Origin of the sequence: Tenacibaculum litopenaei, from assembly GCF_964514025.1 — a bacterium.
Classification (GTDB): Bacteria; Bacteroidota; Bacteroidia; order Flavobacteriales; family Flavobacteriaceae; genus Polaribacter; species Polaribacter litopenaei.
In genome coordinates, this window is the sequence record NZ_CAZEQT010000006.1 from 306,885 (window position 1) to 326,852 (window position 19,968).

At 31.1% G+C, this 19,968-nt stretch carries 25 protein-coding genes and 3 pseudogenes; 2 read left to right on the forward strand and 26 right to left on the reverse strand.

Features of this window, described 5'->3' with window-relative positions; all coding sequences use genetic code 11:
* Positions 1–607: 607 nt before the first annotated feature.
* The 8 genes from ACKTS5_RS09880 to ACKTS5_RS09915 all read right to left on the reverse strand — a co-directional run bounded on the left by ACKTS5_RS09880 (position 608) and on the right by ACKTS5_RS09915 (position 7,326).
* Positions 608–1,042 carry a hypothetical protein gene (locus tag ACKTS5_RS09880; protein ID WP_408043708.1) on the reverse strand — a complete coding sequence of 145 codons (435 nt, stop codon included), beginning with the start codon at positions 1,040–1,042 and terminating at the stop codon, positions 608–610.
* Between the two features lie 391 nt (positions 1,043–1,433).
* A complete protein-coding gene (locus ACKTS5_RS09885) occupies positions 1,434–1,697 on the reverse strand; it encodes a hypothetical protein (protein ID WP_408043709.1) in 264 nt (87 codons plus the stop codon).
* A gap of 532 nt (positions 1,698–2,229) precedes the next feature.
* Positions 2,230–2,802, reverse strand: a complete 573-nt coding sequence (locus ACKTS5_RS09890) for a hypothetical protein (RefSeq protein WP_408043710.1) — start codon at positions 2,800–2,802, stop codon at positions 2,230–2,232.
* A gap of 5 nt (positions 2,803–2,807) precedes the next feature.
* Positions 2,808–3,398, reverse strand: coding sequence for a hypothetical protein (locus ACKTS5_RS09895; protein ID WP_408043711.1), 591 nt, complete (start codon positions 3,396–3,398; stop codon positions 2,808–2,810).
* 738 nt (positions 3,399–4,136) lie between these two features.
* A complete protein-coding gene (locus tag ACKTS5_RS09900) occupies positions 4,137–4,778 on the reverse strand; it encodes a hypothetical protein (protein WP_408043712.1) in 642 nt (213 codons plus the stop codon).
* A 1,181-nt stretch (positions 4,779–5,959) separates the two neighbouring features.
* The gene (locus ACKTS5_RS09905) at positions 5,960–6,376 is read right to left on the reverse strand and encodes a hypothetical protein (protein WP_408043713.1); all 417 of its coding nucleotides are present in this window, start codon (positions 6,374–6,376) and stop codon (positions 5,960–5,962) included.
* 68 nt (positions 6,377–6,444) lie between these two features.
* A complete protein-coding gene (locus tag ACKTS5_RS09910) occupies positions 6,445–6,720 on the reverse strand; it encodes a hypothetical protein (protein ID WP_408043714.1) in 276 nt (91 codons plus the stop codon).
* A gap of 387 nt (positions 6,721–7,107) precedes the next feature.
* Positions 7,108–7,326 (reverse strand): hypothetical protein, encoded by a 219-nt coding sequence (locus tag ACKTS5_RS09915; RefSeq protein WP_408043715.1) that lies wholly within the window; start codon positions 7,324–7,326, stop codon positions 7,108–7,110.
* Positions 7,327–7,389: 63 nt separating this feature from the next.
* Between ACKTS5_RS09915 and ACKTS5_RS09920 the strand changes: the two genes are divergently transcribed.
* Positions 7,390–7,584 (forward strand): hypothetical protein, encoded by a 195-nt coding sequence (locus tag ACKTS5_RS09920; RefSeq protein WP_408043716.1) that lies wholly within the window; start codon positions 7,390–7,392, stop codon positions 7,582–7,584.
* Positions 7,585–7,679: 95 nt separating this feature from the next.
* Here ACKTS5_RS09920 and ACKTS5_RS09925 read toward each other — a convergent pair whose 3' ends face one another.
* From ACKTS5_RS09925 to ACKTS5_RS09975, 11 genes and pseudogenes are all read right to left on the reverse strand, one after another.
* Positions 7,680–8,042 (reverse strand): hypothetical protein, encoded by a 363-nt coding sequence (locus ACKTS5_RS09925; RefSeq protein ID WP_408043717.1) that lies wholly within the window; start codon positions 8,040–8,042, stop codon positions 7,680–7,682.
* Between the two features lie 298 nt (positions 8,043–8,340).
* Positions 8,341–8,601 (reverse strand): hypothetical protein, encoded by a 261-nt coding sequence (locus ACKTS5_RS09930; RefSeq protein WP_408043718.1) that lies wholly within the window; start codon positions 8,599–8,601, stop codon positions 8,341–8,343.
* Between the two features lie 138 nt (positions 8,602–8,739).
* Positions 8,740–9,636: a leucine-rich repeat domain-containing protein gene (locus ACKTS5_RS09935; protein WP_408043719.1), complete on the reverse strand. Its 897-nt coding sequence runs from the start codon at positions 9,634–9,636 to the stop codon at positions 8,740–8,742.
* 11 nt (positions 9,637–9,647) lie between these two features.
* Complete coding sequence (locus ACKTS5_RS09940; RefSeq protein ID WP_408043720.1) at positions 9,648–9,974, reverse strand: hypothetical protein; 327 nt, start codon at positions 9,972–9,974, stop codon at positions 9,648–9,650.
* Positions 9,937–10,623: an RHS repeat domain-containing protein gene (locus ACKTS5_RS09945; RefSeq protein WP_408044630.1), complete on the reverse strand. Its 687-nt coding sequence runs from the start codon at positions 10,621–10,623 to the stop codon at positions 9,937–9,939. Before ACKTS5_RS09945 ends, ACKTS5_RS09940 begins: the two co-directional genes overlap by 38 nt.
* Positions 10,624–11,233: 610 nt before the next feature.
* The gene (locus tag ACKTS5_RS09950) at positions 11,234–11,653 is read right to left on the reverse strand and encodes a hypothetical protein (RefSeq protein WP_408043721.1); all 420 of its coding nucleotides are present in this window, start codon (positions 11,651–11,653) and stop codon (positions 11,234–11,236) included.
* A 183-nt stretch (positions 11,654–11,836) separates the two neighbouring features.
* On the reverse strand, positions 11,837–12,163 hold the full coding sequence (locus tag ACKTS5_RS09955; protein ID WP_408043722.1) for a hypothetical protein: 327 nt from the start codon (positions 12,161–12,163) through the stop codon (positions 11,837–11,839).
* Positions 12,164–12,226: 63 nt separating this feature from the next.
* Positions 12,227–12,928: a hypothetical protein gene (locus tag ACKTS5_RS09960; protein ID WP_408043723.1), complete on the reverse strand. Its 702-nt coding sequence runs from the start codon at positions 12,926–12,928 to the stop codon at positions 12,227–12,229.
* A gap of 803 nt (positions 12,929–13,731) precedes the next feature.
* Positions 13,732–14,454 carry a DUF4262 domain-containing protein gene (locus ACKTS5_RS09965; protein ID WP_408043724.1) on the reverse strand — a complete coding sequence of 241 codons (723 nt, stop codon included), beginning with the start codon at positions 14,452–14,454 and terminating at the stop codon, positions 13,732–13,734.
* A gap of 212 nt (positions 14,455–14,666) precedes the next feature.
* Positions 14,667–15,221: pseudogene (locus ACKTS5_RS09970) on the reverse strand (RHS repeat-associated core domain-containing protein); the annotation flags it as partial.
* 152 nt (positions 15,222–15,373) lie between these two features.
* Complete coding sequence (locus ACKTS5_RS09975; protein ID WP_408043725.1) at positions 15,374–15,604, reverse strand: hypothetical protein; 231 nt, start codon at positions 15,602–15,604, stop codon at positions 15,374–15,376.
* 150 nt (positions 15,605–15,754) lie between these two features.
* Here ACKTS5_RS09975 and ACKTS5_RS09980 point away from each other — a divergent pair.
* Positions 15,755–15,969, forward strand: a pseudogene (locus tag ACKTS5_RS09980) (helix-turn-helix domain-containing protein); the annotation flags it as partial.
* 76 nt (positions 15,970–16,045) lie between these two features.
* Here the strand turns inward: ACKTS5_RS09980 and ACKTS5_RS09985 are convergent.
* From ACKTS5_RS09985 to ACKTS5_RS10015, 7 genes and pseudogenes are all read right to left on the reverse strand, one after another.
* The gene (locus ACKTS5_RS09985; RefSeq protein WP_408043726.1) at positions 16,046–16,438 is read right to left on the reverse strand and encodes a DUF2750 domain-containing protein; all 393 of its coding nucleotides are present in this window, start codon (positions 16,436–16,438) and stop codon (positions 16,046–16,048) included.
* A gap of 234 nt (positions 16,439–16,672) precedes the next feature.
* Positions 16,673–17,200: a hypothetical protein gene (locus ACKTS5_RS09990; RefSeq protein ID WP_408043727.1), complete on the reverse strand. Its 528-nt coding sequence runs from the start codon at positions 17,198–17,200 to the stop codon at positions 16,673–16,675.
* Between the two features lie 29 nt (positions 17,201–17,229).
* Entirely contained in the window at positions 17,230–17,625 is a 396-nt protein-coding gene (locus tag ACKTS5_RS09995; RefSeq protein WP_408043728.1) for a hypothetical protein, read from the reverse strand.
* 234 nt (positions 17,626–17,859) lie between these two features.
* Positions 17,860–18,135, reverse strand: a pseudogene (locus ACKTS5_RS10000) (RHS repeat-associated core domain-containing protein); the annotation flags it as partial.
* A 185-nt stretch (positions 18,136–18,320) separates the two neighbouring features.
* Positions 18,321–18,491 (reverse strand): hypothetical protein, encoded by a 171-nt coding sequence (locus ACKTS5_RS10005; RefSeq protein WP_408043729.1) that lies wholly within the window; start codon positions 18,489–18,491, stop codon positions 18,321–18,323.
* 168 nt (positions 18,492–18,659) lie between these two features.
* Positions 18,660–19,010, reverse strand: coding sequence for a hypothetical protein (locus ACKTS5_RS10010; protein ID WP_408043730.1), 351 nt, complete (start codon positions 19,008–19,010; stop codon positions 18,660–18,662).
* Between the two features lie 225 nt (positions 19,011–19,235).
* On the reverse strand, positions 19,236–19,565 hold the full coding sequence (locus tag ACKTS5_RS10015) for a hypothetical protein (protein WP_408043731.1): 330 nt from the start codon (positions 19,563–19,565) through the stop codon (positions 19,236–19,238).
* Positions 19,566–19,968: the final 403 nt, after the last annotated feature.

The following is a 19,968-nucleotide window of genomic DNA, read 5'->3' on the forward strand; positions in this document are numbered from 1 at the left end:
CTCCATATAATATGATTCCTATTTTTGTTATTACTAACTCTAACTCTGGGTACATCTTATATAGAAAACAAATTAAGAATACAGTACAAAGACTTAATAAAACAAATGCTCCTCTCTTTATAGTAATTGTTTCTTTATTTATAATTTTAACTGATAGAATTCCATTTAAAATAGTAAAGGCTATAAACACCACAGATAGAAAAAATGTTTCTTCTGATTGAATTCTCAAAAGGCAAAATATTAGTATTACATTAAATATTTGTGATAGTATCTTCATAAGTTCTTTCTTAATTCACTCTAATTTTTATATCGAAAGACAATATTTTAGGAGTCTCAATAAAATTTCAGATGATTCCCATGTCTATCCTTCATTTTTGACATTAAAGAATCACCTCTTAATAGGTTCAGTACTATTTACTACCTTCTTTAACTTCATTTCTACTACATCATAGGTTTTCATTTCGCAATTTTTCATCTAAAGTAAAAAAACTATTTCAATTTCTAAAACTAGCTTTTCCCTATTAAAAACCCTGAGATAATTCTTATTTCCTTTTACCAAACAATGCAATCGTACGTGAGCGACGTACAGGATGGATTACTTTACAACCTATTTATCGATAAGTACTATTTTTTCCCCATTTGGATATTTTATTCCTAAAAATTTGTCATTTCCCTTAGTAAGAAAAAAGAAGTACTTGCTATTATTTGCATACCATTTTTTCCATTTGAATAAACTTTCCTCAGTTATTTCATACGAATTCCCAAAAGTCCCTAAAGCCGTTATCTTAGTTTCTATCTTTGATAAGATTACAATATTTTCAACAACACCGTAATTTACATAGTTCTTGCCGTCTAATTTTCTTTTTAATTGTCTCCCTAGAAAATTAATTTGATTTAATACTTCTGCAGATGCGTTAATATTATTGTCAAGAGGCTTATATACCAACTCCAAATATTCGTTATTTTGAACATTTCTAACATAACAATTAGAAAAACTCATTCCAATTATCATTATTACTGCAATAAATCTTATTTTTCTCACAATTTATTCAATTTTGTCTATTTTCTATTTTTATTTATTATCACAGCTTTACCTTTAGCTCTATTAACTGCAATTATAGGCCCTTTCGGATCAATAGCCTTTCCACTTTGTTTTCAAAATATACTTGAGCCTTATTATGAGCTAGTAAATAACCAGCATTTTCATTGCTTGCATCTCCATAACCCGGGGAATTTTCAGCTCTAATAAATACTGCTATAGTTTCATGCAAGGCTAATGTACCAGATTCTCAATCAGAAATATTATCTATCTACTCCGCTTGATCTGGGTAAACAGTACTGATTTTCTAATTGCTAACAGTACCCGAATTCGTAAGGAGATCAACGGAGATTAAAATCACAAAATTAAGCAGTTCTAATTTGGGAAGCTTACATCAGGAATTAATCAATTTATCAAGATCATTCTTGAAATCATTTAAATTAACATAATATTTATCTGCAATAGAAGAAAATTCTGGTTCCTCACCAATAATAGACAATCCCACTTTCTCTTTTTCTATATTGATGGTATAAAAAAAATCACCCTTCCATATATCAATAATTACAGCTTTAGAAGGAAACTCATGTAACTGATGTTTAAGTTTTTTGAGTTTTACAAACTTTATCACATATTTATAAATATCTTCGTTATTATACATCTACCCTATTTTTTCGATAATAATTCTCCAGTTTTTATGTTAAAGATACTAAAACTTCTATTCGCCTGAATTTCAATTCTGTGTCCATTTGTCATTGCTGTATGTATGAGAACTTGTGTGGCCTTACTTGACCTATATCCAGACCTAGTAAAATTAGAGTAACCACACAATACAATCATGAGGGATAAGAGTTTATCTTTACTATTTTCAATTTAAGTTTTATAATCGTTTATTTTCCATTCATCAAATTCTTCAAAAAATTTCATCAAAGCGTTACTTTCATCTTGCGAATAAAACAATATCGCACCACGAATGACTAGTCTTGGTATTATACTTCTGCTCAATCCAGTTTTGAAACCCATCCATTAATTCAGGATCACTTATAGATGAAGAATCTCTATAAAACCAACCATCTATAAATGCTTTTAAACATGATATGGAGCTTCGACCTATATACATTATTGTAACACCCAATTTGTAGGTAAGTTAACAGATAAAAAGACCACACTATAATAGTGTGGTTTTAAAATTGTTATTGACTAACGGGGTTTCCTTCCCAATCAATTATGTTAGGTGTATGTATTTCATGCCAACGTTTAATAAATGAATCTATATTTTCCATATCTTTTCTTATTAAGCGACTTAATTTTAATACTTCTTTACTAAAGGAAGTCTTATTATTAAACTTACCTAGTTTATGTTCTGGAAAAAATAGTAAATAAAATAATGGTGGTCCTTTATAATCATCACTGCGTAATCGCATTTCTGTATGGTTATTAGGAGATATCCCTAATTTAATTCCTTCATACTTATTTAAATTGGATAAAGCATCTAATCTAGGGGTTAATTCAAAAATGTTTAAATTGATTTGTATCCTTCGTTCATTTTTCAATATATAAACTTGTATTCTTTCTAAAAATCTTTCTTTTTTTAATCTAGAATATTGATGAATATAACCTTGAATTCCTGTATCATATTGACCGTGCCAAGAGGTTTTAAAAGGGTCTAATTCAAAAGTATTCTTTTCAAGTGCAGGTATTCCTTCTTCAACGAAGATGGCATTTCTAATTTCTAATAACTGTTTGTTCGTTTTACTATAAAACATAAGCATTAATCATTATCAGGCTTGTTAATTTGTGGAGTAATACCTGCTCCCGTGCCCCCTGTTAACGTCTTTGCAGCAGTACCCAACTGTTGACTTGTTGTTCTATCTATTCTATAAGGATAAAATTCATCCTTCCATTCTTTTCCGTCTACACTCGTTTTTATCATTAAAGCATTCCTTTTTTCACTTACTCCTTCTTCATTTTCAACATTTATGATGACATCAATACCAATACCCGCAAAAACTACCTTATTCTTAATTATTTGTGTAAATATTTCTTTTTCTAAAACATCTATAACTTCATCAGAAAACAAATGCTCGATATCATCATAAACTCCAATAGGAACAATTTCTCCATTGGATTTAACCACAGTTCCATAAGGAAAGAATTCTCCTGCATCTTCAATAAACGCAGTAGCTTGCTCGATCATTAATTCTTTTAGTTTTCGTTCTTCTTTCATCACCTTATTATTAATTTTACTTATCTCATAATTGGATTTTTCTGTAACATCATCCTCAGAAAACTCTTGTCCTTGAAATTGTTTATAATTATTCTTACTACCTATAACATTACCATTATATCCTTTTTGAAGCATTCCATATGGGGGATAATTTCTCTCATGTAGAATTTCTATACTTGGAGTAATTATACCATCGTTGTTATTATCAATATATACATTTCAGAAGACTATTTTGAGATATTTGAGCAATAATATTTTATATATGCTCGTTTATTTAAGTCTTTTTGTGCTATTGTTATGAGAGCTTGCTTTTTTATATATATTTTGCACAAGCCACAGGGTATATTTGGTGATATTCCTAGTGTTGATAAACAAAAAAAACACCTTAAAGGTGGTTCTCTTATTTATTCTGGACTTTTAACAATTTACAATCCTTTCGGTATCTCAAACATTGATAAATCTCATTTCTTGGACATGATGATATCCTTTGCTTCTATTGATAATTTTATATCCGAAACATCTGCAGATAATTTCAAAGGTAATGCTCCACCTGTTTTATTGAGGCGATAATACCACAAACCATATTTATAATTTTTATAATTTTCAGGGTTCACTTTAATTGACTTATTATAGTAGTACATTGTAGTACCTTCATTAGTCTTAATCTCTAATAAATCACACTCATTACCGACTTATACTTATTATCTTTAATACAATAGGTCTGCTCTGACTGATCCCATAAATTGAGAAGCCTCTTTAGCAGTCATTTCGCCAGTTTTATCATGGAAATTCAATTTACATAAAATCTCTCCTTCAAATAATTCTCGAGCCATCAAAGTATTTACAAATAACAATAGCAACAACGATAAATAATTAACTCTCATAATTTTCTTTTAAGAATTCCTTTACTTGTTTATATCTCTCTATATACATTTCAGACATTTCCTGTATCAAAATATCATATTTTTCTTTCAGTTCCTCATAATTGGAACGATTATTCAATTTAGCAACTATTAAGCCTAAAGGATATCTATTGTATTGGTCATTTCTATGCACCGATATAATATCTGGATTATCATTCAAAATCCTATCTATAGTTTCTAAATCTCCATATCTTTTGAAATATGGCTCAGCTATATTTGTAAACAAATCAATGATTTCTTCTGAAGCATTTTTAATGTCTTCCTCAGATTCTAGAATTATATCATTATAGAAGCTGTTATCTATTTTTCCATCATCATTATTTTCAATCATCCCAATTTCATTACCAATAGTACTTGGTAAAAAATTAAAAGAAGTTGCTTTTTTATAAATCTTAGCAGTTGGTATGTGTTCAATATAAACAAACATTTCTATTGCCGTTTCAGTACTTCTCTTATGAGAGAAAAAATGAATTTTATGTTTAAAATCTCCCTGTTTTTTCTCATAAATATCCCTAGATTTCACAAAATTATACCCTTTATCATTTAAAGGTTGTAAAATAATTCCGTGAATTTTTTCTAAATAAATCCCCATATTACTAATCTATTTCTACTCGTCTTTCTTCTAAACTCTTAGCTGGCACTTTTTGTCCTGCATGTTGTTTTGCGTTTTTACCAACTAAAGTTCCTGCGATTTCTTTTAATACTTTTTGATTCTTAGATAATACAGCTTTTCCTGTCTTTGCTTCAACTGCTTTAACTATACTACCATCTTTACCTACTACTATAAAATCAGGTCTTGATCTTGTTGTTTTTCCATTTACAGTGGTTTTAATTGTTGCTTGCTCTAATAGTTTTTCTCCATCTTTTTCTTGGAATAAATAGGATTATTAGCTGCATATACATACGAGCTTTGAAACTCAAATTATTCTGCTTTAGAAACAATAGAGTTAACCATTGCTAAAGCAAGGTCGTACATTCTTGATCCATACTCGTATAAATTGAATCCTAAAGATTGAGTAAATTCTTTTCCATTATATCCCCATTTCTGAGCAACGCTATTCCTATAGAAGAAACATTCCCATTATACCCTTTGTATTTTAAGCCGAAAAGATAGTAATTAGATTACCTCACTGTTCTTTACCTATTTTGGTATTTGGTGAATTCCCTTCGCCGATTTCTTCAATAATTTCGGTAGAAGCAGTTAGAATACCATCGTTTTATGATACTCTTTGCCAATCCGACAGCTGTCGTTCGTTAAAAAGGAATACCATACCTTATTAATGCTCCGTCCTCAAAATGATCTTTGTATTGGTATACATAGTTTAAACTTCCACTATCATTACTTACATAGCCCTCTGGGTGGTTAAAGGATATTAAGTTCACCGAAACTCCACGACCCGAAACCCTGTTGTAAATATAATTCCCGGCGTATTCCGTGGTTATCGAACTCGATACACTTCCGGTTACTTTCTTGGCGAAAGTTACTCTAGTGGCATCGCAGCTGTATGTATATGAACTTATGTAGCCATACTTGACCTATATCCAAACCTATTAAAATTAAAGTAAACACACAATAATCTAAAGCCTAAACAACAATAAGATGAACCTAAGTTCATCTTATTGTTGTTTTAATTATTTAATTTATTACTAAGAATTATCCTCTACAGCTGTATTTGCTTTTTTTTCCAAAAAGCATCAGTTTCATACTTTATCACTATTGTATTTTATAATTACTATACAATCCATTTAAATGAGGTGAATAAAACTTTAAATTTACTCTTTTCCCTTTATATTTTTCAGATAAAATAATCCTTGTAAGTTATCAGTTCTATAAACATCAAAATCACTTTTTTCTTTACTCCATATCAGTTCATCTCCAATATAAAGTTCTTCTGTCTCTAGAAATCCTATAGTATAATTTACTTTTTTTAACTTAAAAGTATATTGTTGACCTATTTTAATATTGACTGCATTCTCATTCTTACGATTCTTTCTATTTGTCTTCCGATTTACTTGATCAACCCATAATAGATACTTCTTTCCCTTTCCATTAAAACAACTTATCAAATGATGTTTCCCTATATTATCAATACTTTGAATCTTTAAAACTTCAATATCCTGATTGCTTTTATCCTGTCCATAAATATTGGCTACAACAAACAAAAGCAGTAATAAAACTTTTTTTTTCATTTATCTAATTTTTATCTCCTAGTTTCTTTGTTTTTACAGTAAATAACTCTCTACTTTTACCTTCTCTATTAGTTATAGTACGAGTTAATTTTTTTTCCATTCCGAGAAACTGACGACTGTATAATTACTCCTGCTGTATTACTATTTGGCTCAATTGCATTGGCTGAATTAAGAGCACCAATATATGCAATTGGGTCGGCAATTGCCTCACCCGCATTGGAACTATCTTTCGCTCCTATGTAGGCTTCTAAAACGGCGTATTTAGTTACTGTTCCTTCTTTTCGACCAGACACATCATCTATAACGGCAGCACCTCTATAGCTAACCACCTGGTTTTCAAACATAAAACCTCCATCTTTTGTATTCCCCAGAAAAGCGCTTCCATTGAAAGGTTGTAATCCCTTACTTGTTTGAACTAAGTTCTTGCGTGTAGCATCTATTTTAACTATTACACTACTATCAGTTGTAGCTTTAATAAAAACATCCGCATCACTACTTTCTTTACACTAGCCCACTATTTATAACTACTTTTACTTTACCACTAGTCATTGATAAGGTCTATTTGTTTTAAACCAAAAGGATAGTAATTAGATTACCTTACCGCTCTTAATATATATAAGTATTCGGTGAATCTCCTTCGTCGATTTCTTCTATAATTTCAATAGAAAGAGTGATCGTACTGTAAGCCTACCTCAAAACCGCCACTTGGGTCGTCTTTTGATTTCATGGTTTTATGAAAACCACTTCTTTTTAGGTTTCTTATCTACTCCTTTTACTATTTCCATACTCTTTAAAACAGAATTATGCAATAACTCATCATAACATTCGTCCCATTTAAATATTTTATAATATGCTTTTAAGGCAGATTCAGACCCTACAGGTGCAACATATTCCCGATAGTTCAATCCTTTTTCTTCTAGACTATCTGCTTTTCTAATTTTCTTTTTCAACAATCTACAATGTATACAGGGCTTATTCCTATTTTATAGTATGCGAGTTCAATATGATAAATATTGGAAGTTTCTTTAGCTTATCTTGTAGGAGACGTTTTAAAGCCATCTTTTGATAAACGTATGACAGATAGGTTACAAAATTTTGAACTTTTAAGCGAAGAGGATAAAAGTCATTTATTTGCCCTAATAGATACCTTTTTACATGATGCTAAAACCACAACATCTCCGCTGTGGCTTTATCTTTATAATTTTTAAAATTTGATTTCTAGCTACTTACTCATAACCGCCACACGACAGGATTCGTGCGGTAGCGTTACTCCGACATTCTATCCTCCATCGGGGCTATCGGGTTAAAGAGCATCATCATCCAAAATTATCTTTACTTCACTTGACAATACATAGTCCATATCTTCTTCTGAATATGAGTCTAATTTATTATCTGGGTCTAAACTTAAATAATAATCTTCTCCTTTCTTAAAAAACTTAAAAGATTCAACATTATAAAACTCAAACATTTGATTATGATAAAAATTATATTCCTTGACATTAACGAATAATAATACAAGGGATATATATTCACTTTTCTTCGAAAAATTAGAGAATTTTATCGAGATATTTAAAATCCATTTCTCATCTTTAAAAATTTTGATTTCATCAACTAGAGTATTTAAAAGTGAGTTATCACCTATTAATATTTCATGTGGTTGTTTCATAATTTAATTATTCCCGTTATTTTCTATATTAAAATCGCGTATCAACTCTCCTTTTTTAGGAGTCCCCCTGCATTCTTGTACCTCTTCCTGTTGGATTATGAGGGTTGGGTTTGTAATCATACAATATGATTATTTTGTTCATTCTTAGACGCATTATTCCCATGACCTTTATTAAATTCTTTCTGAACATTTGGTAGAAGCAGTTACAATACCATCCTTATTAGAATCGGTATATCATGATCTTTGCCAATCCGACAGCTGTCGTTCGTTAAAAAGGAATACCATACCTTATTAATGCTCAGTCCTCAAAATGATCTTTGTATTGGTATACATAGTTTAAACTTCCACTATCATTACTTACATAGCCCTCTGGGTAGTTAAAGGATATTAAGTTCACCGAAACTCCACAACCCGAAACCTTATTGTAAATGAGTTCCCAGCGTATTCCGTAGTTACCGGACTCGATAAACTTCCACTTACTGTCTTGGCGAACGTTAGCCCAATAGTATGCTAGCTGTATGTATAAGAAGGTGTTTAGCCATACTTGACCTATATTCAAACCTAGTAAAATTACAGTAAACACCCAATAAACCATTGTTCTAAGCAATTAAAAACAATTGTAATTTTGACCTCCTCCCATTAAATCGGACAGCTTACAATTTAGAAACAGTTAAAGAAAACTTTCACTAGTTAATCTTTAAAAAATAACTTCAGTATCTTTTAATTCTTTTTTTAAAGTTTGTAATTGTTTATCGTTTATATCAGTATTTCTAATAATAATTTTTTTTAACCCTGTTTTTTTCAAACCATCAAGAGGTGGTATTTTTTTTAAAGGATTTTTTGAAAGATTTAATAATTTTAGGCTTTTCATTTTATATATTTTTCCCTGTATTTTTTCTAGATTATTGTTATTAATCTTAAATTCATTCATCTTATCTAATGAGTATATTTCATTTGGTAATGAACTTAAATTATTTTTTCCTAAAAACAATTTTTGGAGATTAACTAGTTTATTAATCTTAGGACTTATAAATTTTATTTTATTGAATTCAAGATTAAGTGTTTTCAAACTACATATATCAAATAATTCATTAGGTATATAATTCATATTATTTCCAAATAGGCTTATATATTCTATAGAATTCGGCAAACTTAATTTAAAGTTACTGATCTTATTATTAGAAAAATCTAAAACCCTTAATTTTTTCAAGGGTTCTAAATTTAAATTTAAAAGCTCCAATTGGCTTCCTGTAATTTGAATTTTCTTTATTTTTTTTAAGCTTGATAAATTGTCGCTTATAAATTTTAATTGACTTGTTCTTATACTTACTATCTCTAAATTAGACAAATTAATAATATCGTTTTTAATACTATCTATTTTACATTCAATTAACCGTAACTCTTTAAGATTTATAAACGAATACAAACTATCATCAATAACTTCATCTGTAACGTCTAAAACTTTGACTTTCTCACTTTCTTTTTTAGCATTCAAATATGAAGTATAATATCCATTATTTTGGCTTATGACTTTTTTTGTTAAAAACAAAAAAATTATAATTATGCTTAGCTTTCTAAAATCTATTTTTTTCATCTTACTAATTTTTAAATGACGGATTGAATACCATTTGAAGGCAAGCTAATTGGAATTACTTCATCTCTAGTTTTGCTTACTGTTATATTAGCCCCAAACCAAACTCCAAATCTTTCTTGAGTAACAGTGGAATTATTCAAATAACCTTGATCTACAATATTCATTCCAGTGATATTTCCATCAGCATCATATTCATAACTTAAAAATATAAAGGAATGACCATATGCACCAGAATTATTCCCTTCAACGACAGTGTTAAACTCTTCTTCTGAATCATAAACTTGCATTATAGCACCTTCCTTAAGTTCTCCATTCCAAATTCCTTCCTGATCTACCATTTCTTCCCATACCTGCATTAACTATAGCAGCAGCACCACCTTTACCTCTTAAATCTTTTGGTAATCCTTTCCAACCTACGTGAGTTCCGGTAGCACTTGCAAAAAGATAATTAATTGTTTTTGTTGTGTTATAGTAAGTTGACCTACTATTTTCAGGCAAATCTCCATTTAGTGAGGTACCCATTACTTGTTTATAAGCCGTAGCAAATCTTCCTTTACAAACAGCAAAACAATCACCTCCTGGGTTTTGTTTTTTATAATTAGAGTTTCTAAAATTACTAGCTATTTTTTTACCTATTGGATTCTTTTTAGGTGGATCACCCGATCCATGTGGCATCATTCCATCAGGATCCATAAAATAAATAGGACTTTTGAACGCATAATTATAGGGTAAATGTCTTCTCATTTTTTCAGCTAGAGGGTCAATACTCATCCATCTACCAAGTGCTGCATCATAATTACGAGCTGTAACATCAATCCACCCAAGACCTAATTCATCTTGATGTTCTTTACCTGTAAATCCAAATTTCTGCGCCGTACTATTTCCTAATGAGTTAATAGTAGTATTATATCCTCGCTGACGTAATCCAAATGGATAGTAGTTTTTCTCCTCTATGATTTCTTTACTTGGAGTAATTATACCATCGATATTAGCATCGTTTTATGATACTCTTTGCCAACCCGCCCGCTGGCTCGTTCGCTAAAAAGGGATACCATACTTTATTAATGCTCCGTCATCAAAATGATCTTTGTATTGGTATACATCGTCAAAGGCGCCACTGCTTGTTTTTACATAACCCTCTGGGAGTTAAAGAAGGCTAAACTTTCCGATACTCCACGACCCGAAACCCTGTTGTAAATATAATTCCTGGCGTATTCCGTGGTTATCGAACTCGATAAGCTTCCGGTTACTGTCTTGGCTAACTTCACCCCAGTAGTATCCTAGCTGTATGTATATGAACTTGTGTAGCCATACTTGACCTATATCCAAACCTAGTAAAATTATAGTAAACACACAATAAACTAAAGTCCTAAATAACAAAAAGATGAACCTAAGTCCATCTTCTTGATTGTTTTAATTATTAATCTATTGCTCTTACTCACTCCTACTCGACCGCACAATACAATCATGTGGGAGCAAGGTATTAATTTATTTTTGCCCCTATTACTTAACCATACGAAAGGAGTTAATTTATTCGGATTTTATTTCGTATGGAAACGGAGTTAACTTCATCAATCAATCTACATCACTAAATAGCCTAATCTAAAGTAAATGCTTTAAATTGTTGTATTATCTTAATTTTTTCGGCACCTGCAAAAATTAAAATGTTATACCCATTTTTCTTAAATAATACTGTATCTAAGCTTATTGATCTATTTATATTTAATTCCTTTTCTATTTCAGTAAAAAACTTTAAACTTAGTCTTAATTCAGAAGCATCAACAACCGTTACCCCATTAACTAAATCTATTCCAAGACTTTGATTCGTCTTTATTTTTGTGTTATCAAAATACAAAGAATCATTTAAAATCAAAGTGCATCTATCATTTTCATAAAGAGAGGAAAAACCTATACTAAAAGGCTCTCTTTTATATTTTAATGTCTTGCATGATATAATGATAAAAAATAGCAATGTCAATTTAATTAGACTTCTGTTATCCTGAATTAAGTTTACCATTTGAAAATTTGTGTGAAATTGTTGGTATTTGTTGATAGTTAACTTTATATCCAGCCACAGAATTGCCAGCTGAATTCGTTGCCATAGATTAATGCATTAAATTACCAGGTAACACATTATTACCATATTATTTACTTGTAGCTATTTTCATAGCCTAATTCTTAAAAGAATTATTCATTATTATTAAGCCCACTCCGTTTTTTTTAAGTAAAAAACAAAATTATATGCTGTTTTGTTATAAATTCTTTCATTACTAGTCCCTATATGATAATCAAGTCCTGCCGAATGCCCAATTTCATGTGCTGTTGCCCTAGAAGTAAAATTTCTATCTAAGTATACAAAATTATGACCAGATTCTGCAAAACCTAGAGCTTTGGTATTGGGGTTATTATGATTAGCTCCTGGTATTTTACTGACATTATTAACAATTCTAAAAACATGATCATCATAAGTAAAACTAAAAGCAATATCTTTACCATGAACATAAAAGTTAGTAGTTATAATTTCCACTAACTACTGACTCTTAAATTTTTACAACCATTTTTTTTTAATGACCTATTTTACTGCATTACTCTAATCTTTTATTTTGATTTCTTCTAAAGATATTTTTAATGGTAAATATTCCACATTTCTATTCCCTCTAATTATTATCCCATCAACCGTTTGTTCTATATCTTTATAAATTTCTAAAAAATATTCTATACCACTTTGAGTTTTATCAATCTCTTTTTTAAAAAAAATATCTCCGTTGTTTTCTAAAGTAAAACTAGAAAACATTTTGTCTTCTTTAAAATTTACCCAAACAGATGCCTTCATATTCTGATTAAATAATACTACATCCTTGCTCACCATCCTATAATCAGCATTTAACCCCATTTCAATCCCCTTATTATAAGCATAATCACTTGCTAATAAAAGTTGTTTGTTTTTTAAAAAAATAGATGCTTCTTGTAAAATTTCATAAGCTCTCTTCCAAAGAAATTTACTTTGGTCCTTCTTATTTAATTTATTAAATGACTCCAAGTCAAAAACATCATCATAAGTTAACTGCTTATCATAAAAATAGACAAAAAACTTCTCGGCCTGAGGATGCATTTTATAGGTTTTCTCTGTTCTGAAGAATAAGTTAATAAATTGAATCTTCTTTCCTATATATTTTTCACTAAGTAATCTATTCAGAAGAACACTTAGTGAAAAAAATCTCTCATTTAACTGTAACAGTTTATTACCTCCGTCATTAAACCAAAACAAAGTTCTTTCAATAGTATTTTTCATTTTCTATTTAGGGTTTTATTGGTAATCCTGTATTAAAATCAATAGTGTAAGGTATTTTCATTCCTGGTAAAGAATACTGACCTATAGAATTAAATTGTAAACCCCTCAAATACCTTTCCATTATATGTGCCTTGCCTTTATACATTACTGAAGAATATTTTCCATAAGCTCCAGGTCCTGCTGTCCTCAATAATTGATTTTATCTAATCAAACCTGCAACACTTACTCCAAATTTATGAAGTTCACCAAACCTATTATAAATAGTATAAGTCCTATAAGATGCTAATGATCCTGAAGAAGTTGTAAATATAGTTCCCGGCGTATTCCGTGGTTACCGGACAAGATACACTTCCAGTTACTGTCTTGGCTAACTTCACCCCAGTAGTATCCTAGCTGTATGTATAAGAACTTGTGTAGCCTTACTTGACCTATATCCAAACCTAGTAAAATTACAGTAAACACACAATAAACTATTCTAATTTTGGGAAAGTTCTACAATTAAGCAGTTCTAACTTGGGGAAGCTTACAGAACAATTTAATGACAAGGAGTTACTATATCTATTCAAAGAAGTTGAGCTAAAGGAAAACGAAGATATAAACACCATTAAGCAACTTATTGATGCTTTCGTTACTAAACGTAAACTTAGAATACTTGCTAAATAAAAAACTACGCTATAATCTCTTATAACATGGCTTTATCTTTATTATTCTTAAAATTCAATTTCTGTATATCTTACTCATACTCTGCAAAGATTAAAAGTCCGCGCTATCCGGGCTAAAACTAAATGTCAATTAGCGGGGAGCTAACCCCAATTATTCCATTTATTACTATCATCACCTCTCCAAAAACCTTTACCTACTTTCAAATTTAATACACCACCTAATGTTTCATCAATACCTAAAAGTGTTGAAAAAGGAACAACTCTTATTTCTTCTTTTTTAACATCATCTCCAGAACCAGCAAACATTTCAAACTCATCTTCTTCCCATCTCATTATCTCAGTAATTTTTACTCCTTTCAGAGCATCAAGATTTGTAACAACCATCATTTTTTTTGAAACAGGATATTTCAAATCGTTTTTTAACCATTTCCATACTTTTTCAATTGATGGATTAAACTTTCTTGACAGGTCTGGTATATCTAGAGTAAAATGATGCTCATCCGGATAAATCTGAATTGCATTAAATTCTTCAATGTCAAAAAAATCATAAACTCCTAGCAACATTAATTTACTCCAAGATCTGTCTACCTTAGTAAAAGAAAATGTTCCTAAGTCTTTGATTTTAACTTTTGATGCATTTTCATTACTCTTTAATTCATTAATTACAGCTTTAAATATTGAAAGTATTTCATCTTTCATGAAAAAAATCCCTCCAGCAAAAACTAATTCGATATTGAATTTTTGATACAATCCTATAGTATAAGCATATCTAGGCTCTGTCTGACTAGTAACTAAAGTTACATGATAACCAAACTCATCGATATTTGATTTAATTTTCTTTTTATAAATTTCTTTATCAGTCATAAATTTTATAAATCTATCTAATCTTTACTATGCTTTTTTTCTTGTCTTTTTTACTATAAACTCTTTTAGAATCACGCTTACTTGGTTCAACTCACCCTTTACCTCTTTTAGCTTTAGGGATTCTATCTGTTGCTTTTTTCGCGTTTTTAACCGTTTTTTTAGCCGCTTATTTTACAGTTCCTTTACCTGCATCAATAGTTTTCATTATATTTTTAACACCTTTTAGCTATTTTAGGTGCTTTTACAACATCACCTACATAAGGTATCATACCCGTAACACTTGCTATTGCTCCCCACCAATCACCTTGTTTAGCAGATAAAGAATCCCCTAAAGAATCAGAAGCAGGTGTTGGATCTACAACTCCCACAATATCCACTGCTGTTGTTAAAACATCATCACCAGACAACGTATTATTATCTCCAAAATCTATACTAATACTACTTGCATCTACTGTTACGTCTATTAAATCTGTTGCTATAGTTAACGAAGATCCATTTGCTCCCTTGACAATTATATCTTCAGGAAGCATTCCGTCAGGGTCTATAAACCTGATTGGATTGTTAAATGCGCAGTTATAAGGCGACCACTCGTAAAATTCTTCTGCCAGTGGGTTTATGGTTGTCCATCTTACACCTGCTGGGTCGTATCGTCTCGCTTGATAGTCATAAAGATTTAAACCAAACACCTGTTCGTGCTCTTTGTTATTGTATTTCCAGTTGTGAGCCCTTCCATTTACTACATTATTGAGGCCTTTATGTTCAAGTCCAAAAGGATAATAATTAGATTACCTCACCGCTCTTTATTTATTTTAGTATTCGGTGAATTCCCTTCGTCGATTTCTTCTATAATCTGGGTAGAAGCAGTTACAATACCATCGTAATCTGATACTCTTTGCCAACCCGCCAGCTGGCTCGTTCGCTAAAAAGGAATACCATACTTTATTAATGCCCCGTCCTCAAAATGATCCTTATATTGGTATACATAGTTTAAACCTCCACTATCATTACTTGCATAGCCCGCTAGGTGGTTAAACAATGTGAAGTTCACCGATGCTCCACGACTAGAGACCATGTTGTAAATATAGTGCCCGGCATACTCAATAGTCACCAGACTCGATACACTGCAAGCTACTGTCTTGGCTAACTTCACCCCAGTAGCATCCTAGCAGTATGTATAAGAACGTGTTTAGCCATACTTGACCTATATTCAAACCTAGTAAAATTACAGTAAACACACAATAAACCATTGTAATTTTGAGAAAGTTCTACAAGTAAGCAGTTCTAACTTGGGGAGGTTTACATTCCATCTGTCGATTATGCTAAACGTATTACTGATGTTCTAGGTGTTTCTCTTGATTATTTAGTAAGTGATACGATAAAGAAAATGTTTTGATTAATGAAGCTATTAAACGTTTTAAAGAAATACAAAAATTACCAGAAGCAGAAAAAGATAAAATTTATTCCGTTATTGATGCCCTTGTAAGAGATTATAAAACAAAACAAGCATACTTATAAAACCAAAAAGACACGTTATAAGTTATTCATAACGTGAAGTTATCTATTTTTAAAATTTAATTTCTACTATTAACAACTATTCATACTCTTCTAGTTCAGCTTCTAAACCATTTTTTAATGCTTCTCCCTTCAAAACCAAAGCTTCCCTTTCTTTGTTGTAAAAAATACCATAATAAACATCTTTTAAATCAGGATCATTTATAAAATCATCAATAAAAGAATAAATAGATATTGATCTTGGTTCGGCTCCCATTTCTTTATGTTCTTCAAAAGCACAGTATTCTGCTAAATCCTGATGAGGCCACAATGGGAAAATTTCATCTCCATCTCCATCTTTAAATACAATCCAGTCATCATCATTTATAGCTAACCCCCAAACTTCCTCCCAGGCTGCACAATAACGCATAAAATAATCTACTCTTTCCTGATTAGTTAATTTAAATAAATTTTCAATCTGTTTTGGATGCATATTTTAATCTTTTTTTTTGTATTTATGTCTATGAATTCTGGTTTCTACTTTATGCTCTGCATGATTCTTAACTAACGCGTCACTATAATCATTACCATGACTAGCTGGTGCATCATTTTTATGAGCCAATTCATAATCTTCATCCTCAACAAAGATATCTAATAACTCTTCTAACTATTTCTTAGTTGAACTCCACTTAATAATACGATCCTGCTAGGAACATTCCTAGAGCCTTTACCAAATTTCCAACTTCTCTACTTCATATAAATTGTCTTTCCTTACAAAGAAGGTAGAGATATTGATACTTGCCTTTTCTTTAGAGTAAATTAAGGAATCATTACAGATATGGTCATACTTAATATCTGCCTTGTTAAAGGCATCGGAATTAAATTTTAACTTAGAAAAACTAGTTATATGATCTCTTTCAAAAACAACCTTATATTTACTATTGCTATGTAAGGTTAGCATATACTTAGGACTATTAGTAAAGAAAGATTCTTCTACAATCATTTTTTCAGATTCAAAATTTCTGTTCTTAGAGAAAATCGTATCCAAGGCCTTTTCTCTTAAAAAAGCAAAATTAATTTCAGAAATTTTTTGATTTAAAATTTTTTTACATTTTTCATTTTCGAATTCCTTTATAAAACCTTGAGTGTTCTTCTTCCAGGCATTAAAAAAAGCTGGATTGATCAAGCTCTTGTTTTGACTACATGACAGAAATATTAGAAAGCTTAGTGCTAGTAATAGGTTGTTATTTTTCATTTGGCTTCTCTATTGTTATTTGTTTATACTTATTTACATCTTCTTTTTTTTTTATAAGTTCTCTTGTTCGAATGTTCTCCTGCTTTTTTGAAAGTCCATTTACTTCCCCACAAATACCTAACCACAGTTGGGAGGTCAGAGAATTTACCTCTATATTTTTTCGAGTTAAACTTTTTGGATGATGGTACGAGTTTACCTTTTTCGTTAGAGTATTTTTTATTGTAAATATTGATGCCTACATAAACCTTTCTAAGTTTATGTCCGTAAGTAGCTCTTACTCTATTACCAGCCTCAACAGCACTAACTTCTGAGTATGGAAAGCTATGCCTAAGAGTTGATTCAGTATCGTAGTCATATTCTGGCTCTCCATAATAAAACAGGCCACCTTCTTTTTTGGTTATTGTTGTTAAAATGATCAAACTCATGATTTAGTATTGTCTATGCATTTCCGTTAGAACCATCAGCGTAGGTATCTTTCGAATCTGGGTCCAAACTAGAAAAGATGTTGTTGTATCATCTTCATTTCGCGAAGTCCCATAAACTTCATTGGTACCATCTCCTAACTGAATAACTAAAGTGTTCCTAGATTCAATTGCGTTTTTTAACCGTTCAAATCCAGCCTTGGTTGAAGCAATTTCTAAAAGACTATTGATTACCTTTTAGGTGTATTCATCATCTCCAACAATTACAATTCTTTCCCCTGTGGGGTCAGAGGCTATTATTAGAGAATTTGCTACATAACTGTAACCAGAAAAATCAAAGTATTCTTCAGCTGCGTTATCTATATTAAACCACCTACCTAAAGAAGCATCATAATTTCTAGCATGGAAATCCAACCAATCGAGGTTTAATTCTTCTTGCTCTTCTTTTCCTCCGAACCCATAAGGATGATGCGTTCCGTTAATTACGTTATTATACCATTTATGTTTTAAGCCAAAAGGATAGTAATTAGATTACCTCACCGTTCTTTACTTATTTTGGTATTCGGTGAATCTCCATTGTCGATTTCCTCGATAATCTCGGTAGAAGCAGTTACAATACCATCCTTATTAGCATCGGTATATGATACTCTTTTGCCAACCCGCCAGCTGGCTCGTTCGCTAAAAAGGGACACCATACCTTATATCAACACTCCGCCATCAAAATGATCCTTATATTGGTATACATAGTCAAAGGCGCCACTGCTTGTTTCTAAATAACTCTTTGGGTGGTTAAAGAACTTTAAGTTCACCGATACTCCACGACCCGAAACCTTGTTGTAAATATAGTGCCCGGCATACTCAATGGTCACCAGACTCGATAAACTTCCAGTTACTGTCTTGGCTAACTTTACTATCCCAAACTTAGGGGAATAATCACTTGGTTGTTAAAGACACTCTAAATCAATTATTATTTTTGGGGAAGTGAATGAAAAAAAACGCTCATCGGTTAGGATGAGCGTTTTTTTTATTAAGTAATTTTACTTTTTATCTAAAAATAAATCAATCTTATTCTTTTTAGAAAAAACCTCTTTAGTTTCATGGATATCTATATATGCTGGGTTAGAAACTTTAACTTCTATATATGCTCCTTTATCAAAAGTATATTCATAGACACCTTGCTCATTAGTCTTTACGGTAATTGTTTCATCTTCAGAGTAACTCTCATCTGGAGAGCTACCATATTTCCAACAAATAATTGTAATTTCAATTCCTTTCAAAACTTCTTTAGTTACAGCACCCTTAACTGTCCCTTTTATTTTTAAGTTTTCAACATCATTATTGCAAGACATAAAAGCCATTGTAATAAACAATAAAATTAATTTTTTCATTATTATTGGTTTCTTTGATAATTATAAATCCTTGTATATATTAATGGCTGAACGGTGTTCTTTGCATTTTGTTGTTTATTTCCATTAATAACACCTTTTCCTGTTACATTTTTATTAATAAAGTTAGTCTTTTTAGGATTAACAGTTTTATTCGGACCTCCATTTGAACCAGGTGAATTACTAGAACCACTATTACTTCTATTACTACTTCCGCTACTATTACTACTACTTGAAGAACCAGAAGATGCCCCCTTTTGATCTTGATGAACTTGATCCTCCTGAATCATCTGTTTGATATATATTCAAGTTTGTGTCTACATTATCAGGTATATCAGTATTTACAGTAACATTTTGAAGCGGTCCATCTGAGCCATCAATTGTCACCAATAAATCAACATCAATTCCAGCTTCTTTAAGTTGCTCTGTTAAATCTACAGCTACAGCTACAGCTACACCATAACTATATCCATATACTATTACCTGATCTCCATCCTCATAATTCGCTATTTCCTGCCCTTGATACGTTTTGTATTTATATTCTTGACCATTAACCACGTTATTATACTCTTTATGTTTGAGTCCAAAAGGATAATAATTAGATTACCTCACCGCTCTTTATTTATTTTAGTATTCGGTGAATTCCCTTCGTCGATTTCTTCCACAATCTCGGTAGAAGCAGCTAGAATACCATCGTAATCTGATACTCTTTGCCAACCCGCCAGCTGGCTCGTTCGCTAAAAAGGAATACCATACTTTTTTAATGCTCCGTCCTCAAAATGATCTTTGTATTGGTATACATAGTTTAAACCTCCACTATCATTACTTGCATAGTCCTCTGGGTGGTTAAAGAACTTTAAATACTCTAATTCTAAGCTGTCCGATTCAATGGGAGGAGGTCAAGGTTAAATAACGCTAACCAAATTCCACAAAGAGAACGGGGTAGTATATTGCTTGCCGT